Origin of the sequence: Oceaniferula flava, assembly GCF_016811075.1 — a bacterium.
GTDB classification, from domain to species: Bacteria; Verrucomicrobiota; Verrucomicrobiia; order Verrucomicrobiales; family Akkermansiaceae; genus Oceaniferula; species Oceaniferula flava.
This window is the reverse complement of record NZ_JAFBGL010000009.1, coordinates 119,921-136,756: the sequence shown is the minus strand read 5'-3', so window position 1 is coordinate 136,756 and position 16,836 is coordinate 119,921. Positions and strand designations below refer to the sequence as shown.

General features: G+C 55.4%; 19 protein-coding genes. 7 read left to right on the top strand and 12 right to left on the bottom strand.

Going from position 1 to position 16,836, the window contains the following annotated elements; all coding sequences use genetic code 11:
• The first annotated feature begins 61 nt into the window (after positions 1-61).
• Positions 62-511 (top strand): Dps family protein, encoded by a 450-nt coding sequence (locus JO972_RS13580; protein ID WP_309490610.1) that lies wholly within the window; start codon positions 62-64, stop codon positions 509-511.
• 133 nt (positions 512-644) lie between these two features.
• Here JO972_RS13580 and JO972_RS13575 read toward each other — a convergent pair whose 3' ends face one another.
• The 4 genes from JO972_RS13575 to JO972_RS13560 form a co-directional block, all read right to left on the bottom strand.
• Positions 645-2,720, bottom strand: coding sequence for a TonB-dependent receptor plug domain-containing protein (locus JO972_RS13575; protein WP_309490609.1), 2,076 nt, complete (start codon positions 2,718-2,720; stop codon positions 645-647).
• Between the two features lie 66 nt (positions 2,721-2,786).
• On the bottom strand, positions 2,787-3,083 hold the full coding sequence (locus tag JO972_RS13570) for a DUF971 domain-containing protein (RefSeq protein WP_309490608.1): 297 nt from the start codon (positions 3,081-3,083) through the stop codon (positions 2,787-2,789).
• Positions 3,084-3,123: 40 nt separating this feature from the next.
• Entirely contained in the window at positions 3,124-3,816 is a 693-nt protein-coding gene (locus tag JO972_RS13565; RefSeq protein ID WP_309490607.1) for a YggS family pyridoxal phosphate-dependent enzyme, read from the bottom strand.
• Between the two features lie 13 nt (positions 3,817-3,829).
• On the bottom strand, positions 3,830-6,034 hold the full coding sequence (locus tag JO972_RS13560) for a carboxy terminal-processing peptidase (protein WP_309490606.1): 2,205 nt from the start codon (positions 6,032-6,034) through the stop codon (positions 3,830-3,832).
• Between the two features lie 216 nt (positions 6,035-6,250).
• Between JO972_RS13560 and hisI the strand changes: the two genes are divergently transcribed.
• From hisI to JO972_RS13545, 3 genes are all read left to right on the top strand, one after another.
• Entirely contained in the window at positions 6,251-6,709 is a 459-nt protein-coding gene (gene hisI, locus JO972_RS13555) for a phosphoribosyl-AMP cyclohydrolase (protein ID WP_309490605.1), read from the top strand.
• Between the two features lie 26 nt (positions 6,710-6,735).
• Entirely contained in the window at positions 6,736-7,371 is a 636-nt protein-coding gene (locus JO972_RS13550; protein ID WP_309490604.1) for an HAD-IB family phosphatase, read from the top strand.
• Positions 7,372-7,450: 79 nt separating this feature from the next.
• Positions 7,451-7,960, top strand: a complete 510-nt coding sequence (locus tag JO972_RS13545) for a hypothetical protein (protein WP_309490603.1) — start codon at positions 7,451-7,453, stop codon at positions 7,958-7,960.
• 137 nt (positions 7,961-8,097) lie between these two features.
• On the opposite strand, the gene JO972_RS13540 is transcribed toward JO972_RS13545, so the two are convergent.
• The 6 genes from JO972_RS13540 to queD all read right to left on the bottom strand — a co-directional run bounded on the left by JO972_RS13540 (position 8,098) and on the right by queD (position 11,160).
• Positions 8,098-8,457: a hypothetical protein gene (locus JO972_RS13540; RefSeq protein WP_309490602.1), complete on the bottom strand. Its 360-nt coding sequence runs from the start codon at positions 8,455-8,457 to the stop codon at positions 8,098-8,100.
• Between the two features lie 47 nt (positions 8,458-8,504).
• Positions 8,505-8,789 carry a hypothetical protein gene (locus tag JO972_RS13535; RefSeq protein WP_309490601.1) on the bottom strand — a complete coding sequence of 95 codons (285 nt, stop codon included), beginning with the start codon at positions 8,787-8,789 and terminating at the stop codon, positions 8,505-8,507.
• Between the two features lie 41 nt (positions 8,790-8,830).
• A complete protein-coding gene (locus tag JO972_RS13530) occupies positions 8,831-9,427 on the bottom strand; it encodes a purine nucleoside phosphorylase YfiH/LACC1 family protein (protein WP_309490600.1) in 597 nt (198 codons plus the stop codon).
• Positions 9,428-9,572: 145 nt separating this feature from the next.
• Positions 9,573-10,019: a MarR family winged helix-turn-helix transcriptional regulator gene (locus JO972_RS13525; RefSeq protein WP_309490599.1), complete on the bottom strand. Its 447-nt coding sequence runs from the start codon at positions 10,017-10,019 to the stop codon at positions 9,573-9,575.
• 193 nt (positions 10,020-10,212) lie between these two features.
• A complete protein-coding gene (locus JO972_RS13520; protein WP_309490598.1) occupies positions 10,213-10,731 on the bottom strand; it encodes a hypothetical protein in 519 nt (172 codons plus the stop codon).
• Between the two features lie 63 nt (positions 10,732-10,794).
• Complete coding sequence (gene queD, locus JO972_RS13515; protein ID WP_309490597.1) at positions 10,795-11,160, bottom strand: 6-carboxytetrahydropterin synthase QueD; 366 nt, start codon at positions 11,158-11,160, stop codon at positions 10,795-10,797.
• Between the two features lie 116 nt (positions 11,161-11,276).
• Between queD and hemH the strand changes: the two genes are divergently transcribed.
• Both hemH and JO972_RS13505 read left to right on the top strand, forming a co-directional pair.
• Positions 11,277-12,332 (top strand): ferrochelatase, encoded by a 1,056-nt coding sequence (hemH, locus tag JO972_RS13510; protein WP_309490596.1) that lies wholly within the window; start codon positions 11,277-11,279, stop codon positions 12,330-12,332.
• Positions 12,333-12,348: 16 nt separating this feature from the next.
• Positions 12,349-12,942, top strand: coding sequence for an acyl carrier protein phosphodiesterase (locus JO972_RS13505; protein ID WP_309490595.1), 594 nt, complete (start codon positions 12,349-12,351; stop codon positions 12,940-12,942).
• Here the strand turns inward: JO972_RS13505 and JO972_RS13500 are convergent, their stop codons facing one another.
• The gene (locus JO972_RS13500) at positions 12,943-14,340 is read right to left on the bottom strand and encodes an AsmA family protein (protein WP_309490594.1); all 1,398 of its coding nucleotides are present in this window, start codon (positions 14,338-14,340) and stop codon (positions 12,943-12,945) included.
• A gap of 83 nt (positions 14,341-14,423) precedes the next feature.
• Between JO972_RS13500 and JO972_RS13495 the strand changes: the two genes are divergently transcribed.
• Positions 14,424-14,795, top strand: a complete 372-nt coding sequence (locus JO972_RS13495; protein ID WP_309490593.1) for a hypothetical protein — start codon at positions 14,424-14,426, stop codon at positions 14,793-14,795.
• A gap of 92 nt (positions 14,796-14,887) precedes the next feature.
• Here JO972_RS13495 and JO972_RS13490 read toward each other — a convergent pair whose 3' ends face one another.
• Complete coding sequence (locus JO972_RS13490; protein WP_309490592.1) at positions 14,888-16,702, bottom strand: ankyrin repeat domain-containing protein; 1,815 nt, start codon at positions 16,700-16,702, stop codon at positions 14,888-14,890.
• Positions 16,703-16,836 lie beyond the last annotated feature (134 nt).

Here is a 16,836-nt window from a genome sequence, read left to right as displayed (position 1 = left end):
ATGGCGGATTTTTTTATTTTTGATCAGTTGAGAATATCCAAAAGCTCGTTAGATTAATCTTATGTCAGATAACACCCAACAAGATGTCGTCAATGCCCTGCGTCAAGTCGTAGCCGATAGCTACGCTCTGTTAGGCCAAACCCACCTGTGCCACTGGAACGTCCGCGGACCTGGATTTTTCGCCCTACACGTCGCCTTTGAAGAACAATACACCGAACTCTTTACCGCCATCGATGAAGTGGCCGAACGCATCCGCGCGCTGGGCTCACTCGCTCCTGGTGGACTCGGCAATCTCGCCAAAATGTCGGGCATGCCCGAGCTCAAGGAGGATGCCAATGAAAAGGAAATGGTGCAGCACCTGTCCGAAGCCAACCGCAAGGTGGTGGAAAGTCTGACATCCGCTCGTGACCTTGCTGGTGAGGTTGGAGATTCACAGAGTGAAGACCTCTGCATCGCCCGCATTCAGGTGCACGAAAAAACCATCTGGATGCTCAACAGTTACTTGGCCTAGTGCCAGGATCGGGCATCGATATGCACCGATTCATCACCTAAAAAACCTGGTGTCAGCTTCTGCTGACACCAGGTTTTTATTTTTCAATGTTATGCCTACTTCCCTCTAATGCAGAAAAGCGGGTAAAATAAACTTAGAATACCAGCTTGGCGCCCATGATGACATTGAAGCCAGGCTCGTTCTGCCCGGACCCATGAATCCGGTAGTTTTCATCGGTCACATTTTCCAAGCCAAGGTTAAGCTCGAGGTTCTCGCGAGCTTGCCAACCGGCGTAGATCGACCCCACGACATAAGATGGAGTGCCACCAGTGGGAATCCGTTGGGTATCGCTCTCATCGCCATTGGAGAGGTGGTCAGCCTTGGCTGCAGCAGACACCCGTCCTTCGATCCAGTATTTCTCACTCGCTGCCGTCCATCGTAAGGACACGGATCCCATCAGTGGTGCTAGGCGGGAAATGTAGTCTTCTGTCGCCGGGCCACCGATGTAAGTCAGTGTTTCAGTCTGGCCATCTTGCCAAGAAGTTTGAGCTAACACCTGCCATTGTGGTGCGAACTTCCAGCTGGCATCCACCTCCACACCGTAGACTTCACCGTCCTGACCATTGGTTGTCACGGTTGTGCTGCTCCCGCTGGTGGCAGGAACGCTGGTGACCATGCTTTCGATGTCGGTGTAGTAAACCGAAGCACCAAAGCTAACGGTCTCGCCCACAAAACGGGTGCCAATTTCATAGGTCAAAAATTCTTCAGGTTCAACATCCAGAGATCCGAGAGATGTCAGCCCCGAACGAGATGTCGTGTTGCCACTCAGGTCGTTCAGGTTAGGTGCGCGGAAGCCCTGGGAGATTCCCGCAAAGATGTTCCAGCAATCGTTGGCCCGATAAAGTGCCCGACCACTGAACACCAGATTATCCCAGTCCGCATCCGTGCTGATGTCTTCGCCCAGGCTGGAATCGTAGACCTTCCCCAAATGAGCATCGGCGTAGGTGTAACGCGCGCCCAAGGTGAGCTCCAATTTGTCGGAAGCCAGCGGTTGCCAGCGATACTGAGCGAAGAGGCCTAACAAATCGTAAGTAGAGTCGTCGGCGATAGGTCGTTGGGTGCGAGGATCGCGTCCCGTGCGTGTGCCGCTGGAATCGACTTCATCGTGATAATAATCAAAACCATAGACCAGCGATCCTGGGCCGAGATCGGACTCCAGATTCACACCGAGCCCCCAGGTGATGAGGTCAATGTTGTCGGTGCGGATGTCTGTGGCCGAGCGGTCTTGATACTGCGAGTCTTGGGACGTTTGGTAGGACAGTGTGGCCGACCACTTGTTCAGCCAACTGCCGCTTTCTTCACCTGCGATTTTGAGATAAGAAAGCGTGCGTTCTTGGTCGTAGATCCGCGCATTGTAGGTGCCTGCGGCAGCTTCATGCCCGTCGTGTTCCCAGCCTGAGTTGAAGGTAGTGGAATGCCAGCGCCAGACGTCATCTTGATCAATGCGATGATGCGCCATGGTCAGCGTCGTGGTCTCGGACAGGGCAAAGTCCAAACGGAAATCAAAGTCCATTTCTTCGTAGCCGGTGTTCTCCATCCGACCCACGGCGGAGTCTTTGATATCGCCGAAGTCTTTCACTGAGGCACCTAACAAGATACCCCATTGACCGCCTACACCGAAGGCACTTTCGAGTCGACTGACATGGCTGCTGCTATTGGTATCATAGCGGTAGGAAAGTGAATTTTCATTAAACCATCCCTCGGCATGGTCTCGGAAGTTTGAGGACTTGGTGAGCGTGTTCAGGGTGCCACCAATGGCATCCGAGCCGTGCAATACAGCGCCGGGTCCTTTGACTAGCTCAAGCCGCTCAATAGCACTGCTATCGACCGTATTCCAGTATTGCACCGGACCGCTGCGGAAGCTGGAGTTGTTGATGCGGATACCATCGACCAATAACAGGTTCTGCCGACCGGTGAAGCCGCGGATGTAGGGCGAGCCATGACCATAGGCGGTTTTCTGAATGAACACACCCGGCACATTTCGAAGCGCTTCCGGCAGTGTCCGCACGGCGTGGTTCACCAAATCATCCTGACCCAAAACCGAAACGGAATAGGGAGTATCCTTGAGCAGCTCCTCGGTTTTACTGGCGGAAATGACCGTTTCCGGGAGTTCATCGGCGGCGAGGGCCGGGAGCCCTCCTAACATTAGTAAGTAAATCGGATACTTCATCGGCAATAGAATGCGCGGGCCCTCTTTTTTCTTAGGGAAAATTAGCTTTTTTTTCCCAGCCTCTCATTACATCTGACGCAGCAGATCAAAGGTGTAGATCCCGCTGTTATGACCATCCGCCCAGAACAGCTGCAGAGCGTAGCCACCAACCTGTTGCAGGCGAATCAGTTTAAAACTTCGCTCGGTGTGGTGCACCGTGGGTTTGACCACACGGCCCAGCGCATCCGGCTCCCCTTGGCAGACCGCACATGGGCAGTGTTCGCGTAATTTTTTCAGGGAAATAAAGTTCTCCTGACCGTCGCCCCATGACAGGGCCAGTTCATTTCCAATGAGCGCGTGATTGGTGAGGGTAATGGCAGACATCAATTCAATTCTGTTAAGAGACAGCAAACAAGCAGCTGCCCTAGTGGTAGTTCCTGTGACCGAAAATGGCGGAACCGACCCGCACGATGGTGGATCCTTCTTCGATGGCCACTGGATAATCGCCACTCATGCCCATGCTCAGACCGGGCAGCGTGTGACCGCCCCGTTGTTCCAGTTCATCGCGTAGCTCGCGCAGTGCAGCGAACCAAGGACGGGCGTCTTCGGGAGTTTTCGCGGCTGGTGGGATGCACATCAGGCCCTGAATCTGCAGTCCTTGCAGGCCTAACAAATCGTCGTAATCACGTCGTAGATCTTCCACGCTGTAGCCATTCTTGCTTTCTTCGCCAGCAATGTTGACCTGCAGGTAAACTTGGGGTTTCAGCTTGAGCTCGGTCGCAATGTTAGAGGTGTAACGAGCCAATTTCAGGGAGTCGATACTGTGGATGACATCGAAAAGAGGCAGCGCCTTGCGAACTTTGTTGCGCTGCAAATGCCCGATCAAATGCCAGCACAGATTATCAGGCAGGGCCGGGACTTTACCCTCGGCTTCCTGCACCTTGTTCTCGCCAAAACTCAGCTGACCGGCGTTTGCCACTTCGGCGACTTTGTCGGCCGGCCAAGTTTTCGAGACCACGAGCAGTTCGCAGTCGTCGCTCTTGCGGCCTGCCTTCGCAGCGGCTTGTTCCACCCGCTGCCGAACTTCCAACAAATTGTCGGCGATGCTATCAGCCATCTGATCGGTTGTTCTATCCGTTGTTGTTCTGCAGAGCACCCGCCATGCGTGCACGCTCGGTGACTTCCACCAGGTCGGAAAGGATCTTGATCCCCTCGCGCTTCACTGGATCGAGCGAGCTCGGCCACTCTGGGGTGTCGTCGAGATCGGCAATGCCATCCTCGGCCTCGCGCATGTAACTTTCCTTGTCCTTGGCCCGATCGATTTCTGCCAGCTTCTCCAGCTGCACATCTTCGAGGTTAAGGCGGAAAAAGCGCAGCGTTTTGGCATCCTTGGCAGCGACTTTGGCAAAGCGCTCGCGGCGCTCTTCGTTGCGCTTGGTGCTGCGGGCATCGCTCTCGGCAAGTTCCTTCTTACGCTCCTCCTTGTTGAGGGAAATCCGGTTGCGCTCGCGGCGTTCGATCATGCGCTTGGCATCCTCTGCGATGTAGGAGAAGTCACGGGAGTCCTCCACGCGTCCGTGGCTTTTCTCGTTGAGAATAGGCAGGAACAGATTACCACGGTTCAGAGGGTTGAAACCGGCAGCGCGGCGGATGTTGTCGTGCGCCATAGCGTGATCGAGGTATTTCTCACCGATCTCAAACGCGTCCATCAGGGAAGGCAACACGATGTCGGACTCCACGCCCTTCAGCTGGGTAGTGCTGCCGGCAACACGGTAAAACTTCTGGATCGTTGGCTTCAGCACCCCGGCGCGGCGGGCATCCACCATGAAGGGCATCATCTTGCGGATTTCCATCGGCTGCTGCACCGTGCCTTTTCCGAAGGTGGAGGAATCCCCCACGATCACGGCGCGGTTGTAATCTTGAAGGGCGCCAGCCAGAATCTCACTGGCAGAGGCACTGGTCTTATCGATCAGGACCACCATCGGTCCGTCGTAAATAGGTTTCGGGTTGGAGGAGTTTTTCACCTCGATCCGGCCCAGCGTATTTTTCACCTGAACCACGGGTCCACGACCGGTGAAGAAGCCGGTGATGCGGCGAACTTCCTCGAGAGATCCGCCACCGTTACCACGCAGGTCAAAGATCAGGCCCTCGATATTTTCCGACTTCATGCGCTCGACCAGTTTGCGAACGTCCACGGAGCAGCGGGTTTCCCAATTTTTAAAATCGGCATAGAATGCTGGCAGTGAAAGCCATCCCATCCGGTGGACACTTCCGTCCTCACGGGTCATTTCGATCACCTCCGCCTTGGCGAGCTCATCCTTGAGTTCCACCTTGCCTCGTTTGATCACGATGAATTTGACATCACCGGCGGCACCAGCGGCAGGTTCGACCTTGAGTCGGACCTCGGTGCCTTCTTTTCCGCGGATTAGATCGACCACACGGTCGAGCTTTTCAAACATGATATCGACCATTGCTTCGTCAGTGCCAACGTTCAGAGTGTCGACGCCGACAATCCGGTCGTTCAACTTCAGCTCACCTCCTTTGTCCGCCGGACCACCCACCACGATACCGGTGATCTTGGTGGCTCCGTCGTCTTCAGCCTGAAGCATCGCACCGATGCCGACCAAGGAGTTCTGCATTCCGGCCATGAAACGTTCCATCTCAGACATGCTGAAATAGTCGGTGTGAGGATCATAACTTTTCGCCACGGCGCTGAGGAAGCTGTCGGCGATTTCCTCCTCGTTGGACGATTCGATTCCGTGGAGAATGCGCTCGAAGCGGAGGGAAATTTTCTTTCCGGGAGAATTCTTATCCTTCTGCGGATCTTCCTTCCCTTGTTTCTTGGCCATCTCGGTGATGGTCTCGCGGCGCAGGACCTCGCTAAGCAATCCTTGCTCGACTTGGTCGCGCCAGACCTGCTTGGCTTCCTCTTCGGTTTGGGGCCACTGCGCATCCTTGCGTGAAATCATCACGGTGCGATGCGTATCGAAGGTGAACTGATCTTCATTCTTGAGCAGATCTTGGGCATACTTGATGCGATCCTTGGCTCGTGCGCGATAGACGGAGTGGATTTCTTGGGCCGCCTCCATCGATTTTCCCTCGAGCAACAGTTGGTGCATGTTTTTGCCATACTTGTTACGGAAATTGGTGACGTCTCCGGCGAGGAAGAACTGCTTATTCGGATCAAGTTCGTTGATGTAGGAATCAAAAAAGCGCTCACCAAGCTTGGCATCGAAATCGAAACGTTCGTAGTGGCTATTACGCAGCATGATCAGCATCTGCTTGCCAACCTCGTTGAAATCGGTCTTTGCCACAGCACATGAAACGCAGGTCATGGTAATCAAAAGGCCGCTGGAAAGAACTTTGAGAAGGGAATGTTTCTTCATATGAAAATACGCTCGGTAGTAATCGCCCTTTTTAATGTAAGGGCGTGCGGTAGACTCGCCCTAAAATGCTACTTTGTCGACCCATTTCCCTGAATTTCCCGTGGGTAATCTGAAATGACAAAGACAAGGACTCGACACCCTCCGCTGAGATGCTACACCCCGCTTATGGAAAACGCAGCTATCACCTTTGGTGCCCGCGACGATAAAAAAGCGCTCGAAGAAAACCCCGTATTCGCTCCAAAATTCGATGCCAACGGCCTGATTCCCGCCGTGGCCATGGATGCCGAGAGCAAAGAGCCGCTGATGCTCGCTTACATGAATGAAGAATCTCTGAAGAAAACCCTCGAGCTCGGCGAGGCCGTTTACTACTCCCGCAGCCGTCAGGAAATCTGGCACAAGGGCGCCACTTCCGGCCACGTGCAGAAGGTGAAGGAAATCCGCACCGACTGCGACCAGGACGCCCTGATTGTTTACGTCGAGCAACATGGTGCCGGAGCCTGTCACACCGGCCGCAACAGCTGCTTCTACCGAGTGGTGGACGTGGAAAAAGGCACCGACCCCACCGCGCTGAGCTTCAACGACGCCGACCGCACCTTCGACCCTGCCGCAGTCTACGGTAAGTAAATCTTTAGCCACCCCCTGCCCCCTTTATGAAACTCATCGTATTCGACTGCGACTCCACCCTCTCTGCCATCGAAGGCATTGACGAGCTGGCGCGCCTGCGTGGTGACGACACCTTCGCTGAAATCGAAGCTCTCACCAATGCCGCCATGGACGGTGAGGTGCCGATCGATGAAATTTTCGCCCGCCGACTCGACATCATCCAGCCCAGCCGCGACTTCGTGGACAAAGTGGGTCAGCTCTACATCGAGCATATCGAACCCACCGCCAAGGCGACGATCAAACAACTGCGGGCCGAAGGCTGGGAAATTGTCATCGTCTCCGGCGGGTTCACCCAGGTGATTGAGCCACTGGCTGCCGAACTCGGGATCGAGCGGATCGAGGCAGTGCCACTGAAATTCAATGCCGACGGCAGCTACGCCGGATTCGACGCCGATGCCCCACCAACCAGAAATGGCGGCAAACCAGAGTTGATCGCCGGTTTTAAAAAGGAAATGAATCCCGAACGCAGCGTCATGGTGGGCGACGGCATCTCCGATCTGGAAACTCAAAGTGAGGTCGATCTCTTCATCGGCTTCACCCGCTACGCCGCCCGCGACAAGGTGGTGCAGGAGGCCGCACACTGTGTCGATTCCCTCGATCAGATCCCAAGCCTACTCGCTTAGCTGGATCCACGAAAAAAGAGACCGTGACGATCGTCTGGAGACGTGGTATCTTCCACGTAATCTCCATACTTCTGTCGCGATGAACTCCCCATTTCGTTTCACTCCCTTGGCCTCCGTGGCCATCGCAGCCATGCTGAGCCAAACACTCGCGCAGGCTGATGTGGGAGCCTTCGAAAGCGAAGCGACCAAGCAACTGACGGTGCAGTCGCCCGATAAAACCAGTCAATTAAGTGTCACCCTGGAACACCTTGATCGATCGCAGATTCGCCAAGTCAACAAAGGCCGTAACCAAGCCCCCGAAGCCTGGGTCGGCGATCGCCAAGTCCCCTCCGGAGTGCTCTGGCGGAGACCCACCTTGATCCGCAGCTTCACCGTCACCATCGACAACAAGGAGATCAAAATCCCAGCGCGCTTTTGGAACGACCTCGCCGGCTTGGAGCTGCACAAGATCGTGATCAACCGGGCACCCCGCAACGCACAGGAAAGCCAGGAGCTGGAAGAATTCAGAGACTCAATGCGCAATCCCACAATCAGCCGTTCACGTGACGGCGGCACGGTGATGATCACCTGGGTGCGCCCCGAGGAATGAGACAGCAGTTCAACGATCCGTTGGATCGTCAGCCAAAGCGGCAACGTCATGAGCCATCGCCAAGAACCGCCCCATCAATGATAGCGCGGAATCTTGTCGGCGGTCGCCGCATTTCCCACTTCCCTGTCCCGGCTTTCTTAAGCTCCGGGATCAATCAGCACCCCGGCCACCACCAGGCCGATGATTCCGAGAAAAATCAGCAGTGCAATCCAGGAGCCCAGCGATTTGTAACGATGGGTCTCTCCGCAGTCCATACACAGCGAGTTCCGCATCGCGAAGGCTCCTCGTGCCAACATAAAGATCCAGCCGAATAGCATCACCGCGAGCAAGTTGGGTCGCGATCTCAGCACCGAATCACTTGTGGTATTCGTGCTACCACAGGACGGACAAGGTGGCCCGACAAGCACCCGTTCCTCGTTTTTCGCCACTTCGACAGCAGCAGAAGCCGGATCTTCGGCCGACGGAGTTTGGTAGGGATCGATCATCCTCTCCATCATCTATGCCTGCTCCAGAAAAGACCAGCCAGAAGCCCAAATGTCACGAATCAGCTGGTGAGCGACTTCAAAAACACCGGAAACAGCAGCATGATGGCCATGAGACACCAGCCACCGATGCGAATCGTGCGCGGACTGATGACATCCTCCTTCAGCGTAGCTATCGCATCGGGAAACCAAATGCAGCTCGCCGGCACCGCCAGGTAAAAAATCCCCCGCCCGACCGACAGATGACCGTTTTTGATCCCCACATAGATCATCCCCGCCATGATCAGAGCGGAGAGAGCGATGTGAATGAGAGCGTTTTTATCCTTGGCGTAGTTGGCTTCTTTCATGCTTTCTGAGGGTGGTTTTAACAATGCTGCCGGGCAAACATTCAGGCTTCACCATTTTCCTGGTTCATTCCCAACAGCGCCAGCATGCGGCCCGTGCTGCCCTTTTCCACGCGATAGCTGTAATATTGCTCCAGATCCGAAGTGGTGCAGATATGGCAGTCGGTGAATTGCTCGACCGGAACACCAGCGGCCAGTGCCTGATTCTGAATTTCGGCAGCAAAGTCCACCTCGTAAGCCGGTGGACGAATGCAGGGAGCCAAGGCCACTTGCAGATCGGCGGGTCGGCATCCGAAGCGTTCTTTCATAATCAGGATCGCCTTACCGGTGATATTTTCTTCACTCCCCTTTTTCCCCGAGTGCAAAAGCGCGACGACCCGCTTCACCGGATCCGAGATGTAGACCGCTCCGCAGTCGGCGACGTAGATCCCCAGCAAAACATCCGATTGGTCAGTGATGAGCCCGTCGACCTGGGGCCAGGTGGGGGCAGCATCCCCTTGGCCAATGACCGCGATCTCGGCGCTGTGGATTTGCTCGGCACGGTGCAGCTGTGACCAATCGAAACCCAACTCGCGCACACGGGCTTCGTGAGCGGGTTGCAGTCGATTCACGGTGGCTTCGCGATCCGTATCAACCGACACGCCGGGAATCCTACCGATAAAGTCGGCGTAGAACCCAGGCTGAGCATGGATCGGTTGCAAATATAAAGGCGCTTGCGTCATTGCCCTGAGGCATAACGCAAGCGCCTTGCATTGCCAAGCCTCCGAAGAGGCTCGACCTAGTTCTTTACAGTGATCGGCCGGAAAGGGCGCGATTTGCGTGATCCACGGTATCAGCTTCTTCTTCATCCATCTCGGACATGACGTCAGAGAGGTTTGTTGCGATCTCGCGGCGCATACGTGCCACTAGCTCGGTTCCCTTTTGGGTGATGCGAACCATGATCTTGCGGCGATCTTCAGCGGCGTGCACACGCTCAACATAGCTCAACTTTTCAAGGCGATCTACCAGGCCGGTGGCGGCTGCAGTAGAGTGCCCCATTTTCTTGGCGATGTCTGACATGGTCAGATATTCTTCGCTAGAAAGGTAGGCCAGCAGGAAGAACTGTGGAAACGAGATGTTTCCGCGGCTCAGTTCGCTGGACAGGTTGAGAATGCAGGAGCGTTGTGTGAACAACACGAAGTCTGCAAGGCGGTCCGTATCAATCGGGCTAGTGGTGGAGGGACTAGTTTTCATTTTATTAGTGTACATTAGTTGTTTATTTTCGACCAATGTGAACACAGTTGCGAAGTCAGGGATACACAAACTATCAAGCTGCCGCAAGACCTTTTTTAAAATAAAGATATAAAATAAAGGCGTTTACTCGCTATTTTTTTATAAAGATTGCTTAACAAGTCCGTTAAAGGTCCATATAAGCTAGTAAAAAATTTTACAACTGATCTTCCTCGACCTGTAAATTTTTATCTTTGTCGGTGTTTTTTTGAGGTAGCGCTGGGGGCACGGGGATGGGCTCCATCACCTTCGGGGCGCTTGGTGACGCAGCAGGAGCAGGAACGATCAAGGCTGGAGCACTCGGTGTCGAATCCGCCGTCAAAAGGCTCGGCTCTTTCTTCTCCGCAATCCGCCGGATATAGACCGCATCACCCACCGCAGCATCGCCACTGCGAATATCGGCGGCAATGTGCTCCCCAAGTTTTTCGCCGGTCGGCCTCAAGTTAGCGGTGCGATTGCCGCCCCGACTTTCCACGATTTCTCCTTCATCGACATGCCAGCCGCCGTAGCGACGGATGAGGACGAATTTGGAATCCATATTGACCGATTGAATCCGGCCGGCCAGGCGCACTTCCGGCTTGGCTGCCACCTCGATTTTTTTCTTCCGCTTGAACAAGCCGCACGAAGGAAGGAGCAGCGACAGCATGACGGCGCTGAGGAGAGGGCGACACAACACGTTGTTCATAGCTCCCATTGAGCCACAAGTGGCCCGGCAGTAAACCCAGAAATTGTGGGGTGCTTAAAATTCTCCCCGGAAGGAGCAGCGGGCCGTGGGGGTCTCGAAGATCGTGATCTCGGCGAGCCCCGGAAGATCGGGCTCAAGCTTGCGCCAGAACCAGGCACACATCACCTCGATGGTGGGGCTTTCCAGCCCTTCGACGTCGTTTAACACCGCGTGATCGAGCTGATCGAGCAAGGGTTTCATCGCGTCAGAAATGCACTTGTGATCGTAGATCCAGCCAATTTTCGGATCGACCTCCCCTTCAATGCTGACCTCCACCTTGAAGCTATGGCCGTGCATCTGGATGCACTTGTGGCCTTCCGGCAAACTGGGCAGGTGGTGGGCGGCTTCAAAACAGAAGTCCTTGGTCAATCGCGCGCGCATGACCTCGCATCGCTTATCGCCCATCAATTGTCAATTTCATATCATATCCTGCCCAAGTGTGGACAAGCACTGATTCCTCGGTATGCTGCGCGCACCAGATCATCAGATTATTCACCATGTCCAAGCCAGCCGCTTTACTACTCAACCTAGGTTCCCCCGACAGCACCTCCATTCCAGACGTTAGACGTTATCTTGAAGAATTCCTGAGCGACGACCGCGTCCTCGACATTCCCGCTTGGAAACGATCGCTCATCCTCAAGCTTTTCATCCTGCCGAAGCGTCCAGCCGAGTCTGCCGAAGCCTACTCCGAGGTATGGACCGATGAAGGATCGCCCCTGATCGTTACCAGCTTTGAGCAGCAAAAACTGGTCTCCGAGCAGTGTGATATGCCGGTTTACCTGGCGATGCGTTACGGCAACCCTTCCACCGCCGACATCGTCAAACAGATTGTCGACGACGGCGTCACCGACCTGTTCATCATGCCGCTCTATCCGCACTATGCGATGTCGAGCTACGAGACCGCCGTGGTGGCGGCCATGGATGAGATCAACAAGCTCAAGCCGAGCATGAAGACCAACCTGCTGCAGCCATTCTATCAGGACGACGACTACATTGAGGCCTTGGTCGACAGTGCCAAGCCACACCTCGAAGACGACGATGACCTGCTACTGTTCAGCTACCACGGCATCCCGGAGCGGCATGTGCAGAAATCCGATCCCTCCCACGCCCACTGCCTGGTGCGCGATGACTGCTGCGTCACCCCCCACCCCTGCCACGCCACTTGCTACAAACATCAATGCCTCGCCACCACCAAGGCATTCATTGACAAGATCGGCATCGATCAATCAAAGACTGCCATCTCCTTCCAGTCCCGCCTGTTGCGCGATCCATGGCTAGGACCATACACCGACTTTGAGCTGAAACGATTTGGCAAAGAAGGGGTGAAAAAAATCAAGGTCATGTGCCCCGCCTTCGTTTCCGACTGCCTTGAGACCCTCGAGGAAATTGGCATGCGCGGCGTGGAGGAATTCACCTCCACCGGTGGGGAATCGCTGACTCTGGTGCCCTGCATGAATGCGCATCCAAGCTGGATCAAATTCCTTTCTAACAGGATCAACAAGTGGGAGCAAAGCCTCGGCGCCGAGACCAAGACGCTGAGTTCCGCCACCTGATCCGACTGCCCCCGCATTGAACTACCTCGCCCATCTTCTGCTTGCCGACGATACGGATGCCTCGCGCATTGGGAACCTGTTAGGCGACTTCACCAAGGGCTCCTTGGATGAACTCGCCAAGGTGTTTCCACCGGAGGTGATGACGGGGATAGCGATGCACCGCGCGGTGGATCGCTTCACCGACTCACACCCAGTTTTCAAGGAATGCCGGGGACTGTTGGCGCCAGAGCGGCGGCGCTTTGCCGGAGTGGTGGTGGATATCTTTTTCGATCACTTCCTCTGCCAGTGTTGGACCGATTACTGTGACACGCCCCTCGAGTCCTTCTGCCAGCAAGTTTACGCGGCCTTTGAGCGACATCCGGAATGGCGGGCGGGCCGACTCCACGACGCCTGGCCGCTGATGAAACAGGAAAACTGGCTGATGACCTACGCCACCGTAGACGGCATCGAACTCACCCTCGAGCGAGTCTCGCGCAGGTCACCACGTGTCGGCGGCATTGCCGCGGGCATCGAAGATTTTACGCGTCACTACGGCAAGTTCGAACGGCATTTCCATGCCTATATGCCCGAGCTGGTAGATTTTGTTAGCGAGTGGAAACGGAGCCGGTGATCAATCGTCATCGCCACCTAACAGACCACGAAGCAGACCGGCCGCCTTTTCCTTGAGCATGTCCTCGCCTGCCTTCTTGGCATTTTCGTAAAGGTCCGGCACCCCGTCGACTGGGCGGATTTTCGGATCGGAGAACTCACCGGTGGATTGGATTTTCACCAGCAGACGATCGTCGCGATACAGTCGATCTTTGACATCTTCGATCAAGGCATCGGCCAAGCGTTGCGGCACCAGTCTCACCACGGCACCAATCAGCCCAAGGAAGCGTTCGCTGGATTTCACTGAGGCCACCAACTCCGCATTGATTTCGTGCTGATCGGTCTCGGTTTGCAACCAAGAGCCATCGAGAGCCGCGAGCTCCCAATCGCCCACCCAGATCGACAAAGGCTCGCGCACAGTGACCTTCCCCAGATGGTAATGCGCGGCCACGGCATTGCTGCGACCAAAGGTAGCCCGCTCGGGCAGCGGCGCCACCTTGACACCCACCTTTTCTAACACGGACAAGGTTTTCCACGCCTTGGTGATCACCGGCACGCGAGTGTTCAGCCAAGACGAGTCCGCAAGGTCAAAGCGACCTTCGACGTTCGGTTCGGTGTCGCCGGTCTCCGGGTTGAAAATGCGGGCCTTAGCTTCGCCTGAGAGATCGAGATCTCCGTAGTGCCAGCCTTTGGTGGAATGCAGTCGCACCATGCTGCTGATCTTGAGCTGGGCGGTGTTGGTTTGGTGCAAATTGTTGGGGTCGACGGTGATTGAGCTGAGCTCCATATGCACATCCTCGCAGCGAATCCGCAGGCCGGTTTTCTCCAGGGTGATATCCACGCGTGAATCCTTGATCTCCAGACCACCAAGCGAGGTCACGAAGTCCTGCTGCTCGAAGGCGTTGAACCCTCCCTCAGACGCGGAGACGCCGCCGTCCTCTGAGTCGTGAGCAGATGGCTCGTCCTCTGGCGAACGGAACATTTCCTCCAGCGAGGTGCTGCCGTCTTCAAAAAATGTGGACGTAATCTCCGCTCGATCGATGGTGATCTTGGAAACTTCGATATGGCGTTTCACCAGCTTCCAGAAGTTCACTTCCAGCTCGAGGGAGGCCATTTTCACACTCCCTGAAGAATCGCGCTCGGATTTGGATCGCAGCGCCACATCGGACAGCTTCAGCCGGGTGGGAAAACTGAGCAAGGCGAGATCGAGCTCTCCGATCTCCACCTCGCTGTTGATCGCCGCCTCGATTTCGTTCACCACAAACTCCTCGTTGATGTAGGTTTTCACCGCGACCATCGCCACCACGGGTAACACGATGGCAAGCGCTAGCACCACCGCCAGCAGCTTGAGCCACTTGCGCTGACTGCGGCGGGCACCACGGCGACGGCTGGAATGTGGATGATGGGAATCGCTGCTCATGGCGGCATGATAGGGATCGCGACTGATCGCTCAACCTCTTAATCATTTCTTGCATCCTTGAGGCTCTGGGGATAATTAGCTCCATGCTTTTAACGGTTCTGAACTCCATTTGTTTGATCGCCTTGGGCCTCGCCGGCTTTCTGGGCTGGGAAAAAATGGGGGCCGAGGGAAACCCGGCGGAAATGCTAATGCCGGTCTTCTTTGGCGGCGCCCTGCTGATTTGCCTGGCATTTGGCCGACAGCACTATCGGCACGGCCTCTACGGCGGCGTGATCATCGCCCTGCTCGGAGTCATCTCCGCCGCAGTGCGCATCTATCAGTATGAAGCCTTCCAAAGCTTTGACCTCGCCAAAACTCGCCTGATCGCAGGCATGGCCGGTATCTGTCTGATGCAGATGGCCGTGGCCTGGAAAGAAGTGCAGGACGACCGCAACGATATGGCTCCGCCGATCTAAGCTTGGCCTTTTTGTTTCATCGCACACGCAGAAGCGTCGATTCTGCTGCTGGCTCCTCTTAGGGAGTCGTCACCTCCTCCTCTGAAGCCTTCCTACCTTTGGATCGTGACCCGGGTGCCCGGCGGGGTGATTGAAAAGAGTTTTTTCGCAGAACTGTAAGGCATTCGGATGCAGCCGTGTGAGGCTGGGTAGCCAGGGCAACTACCCGCATGAAAACCGATGGCCGAGCAACTGAAACGTTGAAAATACGGCATACTCGAGCCGTAGATGGTCGAGTTGTGCTGACGATGTTTGTCAGTGATCACAAAGGTGCCGGTGGGCGTGCGAAAGCCTTTTTTCCCAGTGGAGACCCTACTACTAAAGACCACCTCGCGTTTGGCATTGTAGAGCCGAACGCGCTGCTCCGAAAGATCCAGCACGGCGTGGTATTTCTCCTTCTCCGGATCCTGCCCTAACATCACCTGCATCGCCTTCACGTCACTACGGCGGGAAGCGAAGTTCAGCGGGTAAAACCGGTGCCGCCCCGACCAGATATATTTCTTGGCGCGATGATGCAGCAGTGCCTTGATCATGGCCAAATCGCCATTGTTCGCCGCCATCATCAAGGGTGTCAGGCGGCGTTCGTTTTTCAGAAACCACTGCATCGATTCCTTCTTGGTCAGGTCCAAGAACTCCTTCGAAGCAGGCCGGGCGAATTGCACATTGGGGTCGGCTCCATGATTCAGTAGACTGTGAACCAGGTCGGTGTCTCTCAGAGCAATCGCCATGTGCAGCGGCGGCTGTCCCTCCTGACCTTTGGCATTGGGGTCAGCGCCGTAGCGGAGAACAAGCTCAGCCATTTCCACATCCCCTTCACGCACACTGTGGGCCACCAAGGAGTCCTTTTCCGGTCCTTCCCAGGCGTCCAAGGGCATGCCCAAAGCGAGCAGCAATCTAAGCATGGGGACGTCCTTGGATTTCACCGATTGATAGAATAAACTGGATGCGTCCGCCCCTCTGGAAAGCAGCAAGGCCACCAGGTCCACCGACGAAGATTGCGCCGCCAAGGCCAGCGGTGTGAGACCATTTCGAGCATTCGCCTGATCGACATCGGCACCGTGAATGATCAACTGCAGAGCATCCGAAGAGGAATCGTGCCGCACAGCCTCACAGAGCAAGGGCATCTGCTCTGGTCCGGTGGCGGAGGGGTCGGCTCCGGCTTTGAGAAGCTTGGCCAGACAGAGCTCAGCTTGTTGTCGCTTCTGCGGCGACCATTTGGCATCCGAGCCGTGGCTGATGGCATACCACAGAGCAGTCGCCCCAAGGTCGTCCTTCAAGTCGGGGTTCGCTCCAGCATCCAGCAGAATCTCAATGCTCTTGGGCAAGCCCTGACGTGACGCGACGTGTAAGGGCGTGGAGCCATCCTTGCCTGCGGCGTTGACATCCGCGTCCTTTTCCAAGAACAACCTGACCGCGGAATCATCATGGAGTTGCACCGCCTTGAGCAATAGTGGGTTGTTATCGCGGGCCATCCCATTAGGTGAAATGCCCCCCTCTAACAAGCACTGCAACATGTCGTGACTACCAGCATCCAGAGCCAGTTCCAACGGGCCTTTGCCATTACTTGAGCGGACATCAACCTTGGCATCGTTTTTCAACAGCACACGCACCAAATCAACGTTGCCAATTTTCACCGCATACAGCAGCGGCGTGTAGCCCCGGGAATCGCGCACCTCGGTATAAACCCCCTCTTCCAATAGATTGGCCACTTGGGAATCGTCACCCAATTTCACCGCATCCAACAAGGCCCTACCCGATGCTCCGGAGTCATCAACCTCACTCTGCCGACACGCAGAAAGCCCTGCCAGCATCACCACTAGCCCAAGCGCCGTGAGCTGATGAATGACGAGACGCAGACGACATGACATAACTCGTTAGCTATATCTGGAAAATCAAAAATTGCCAAACCATGCCGATACTCGCCTAGGCTGAAACATGATAGATCCATTGCTTGAAGCTCCCCCTTCAAGCAATGCATATATTCACGAAAGCTTAAGCAGTT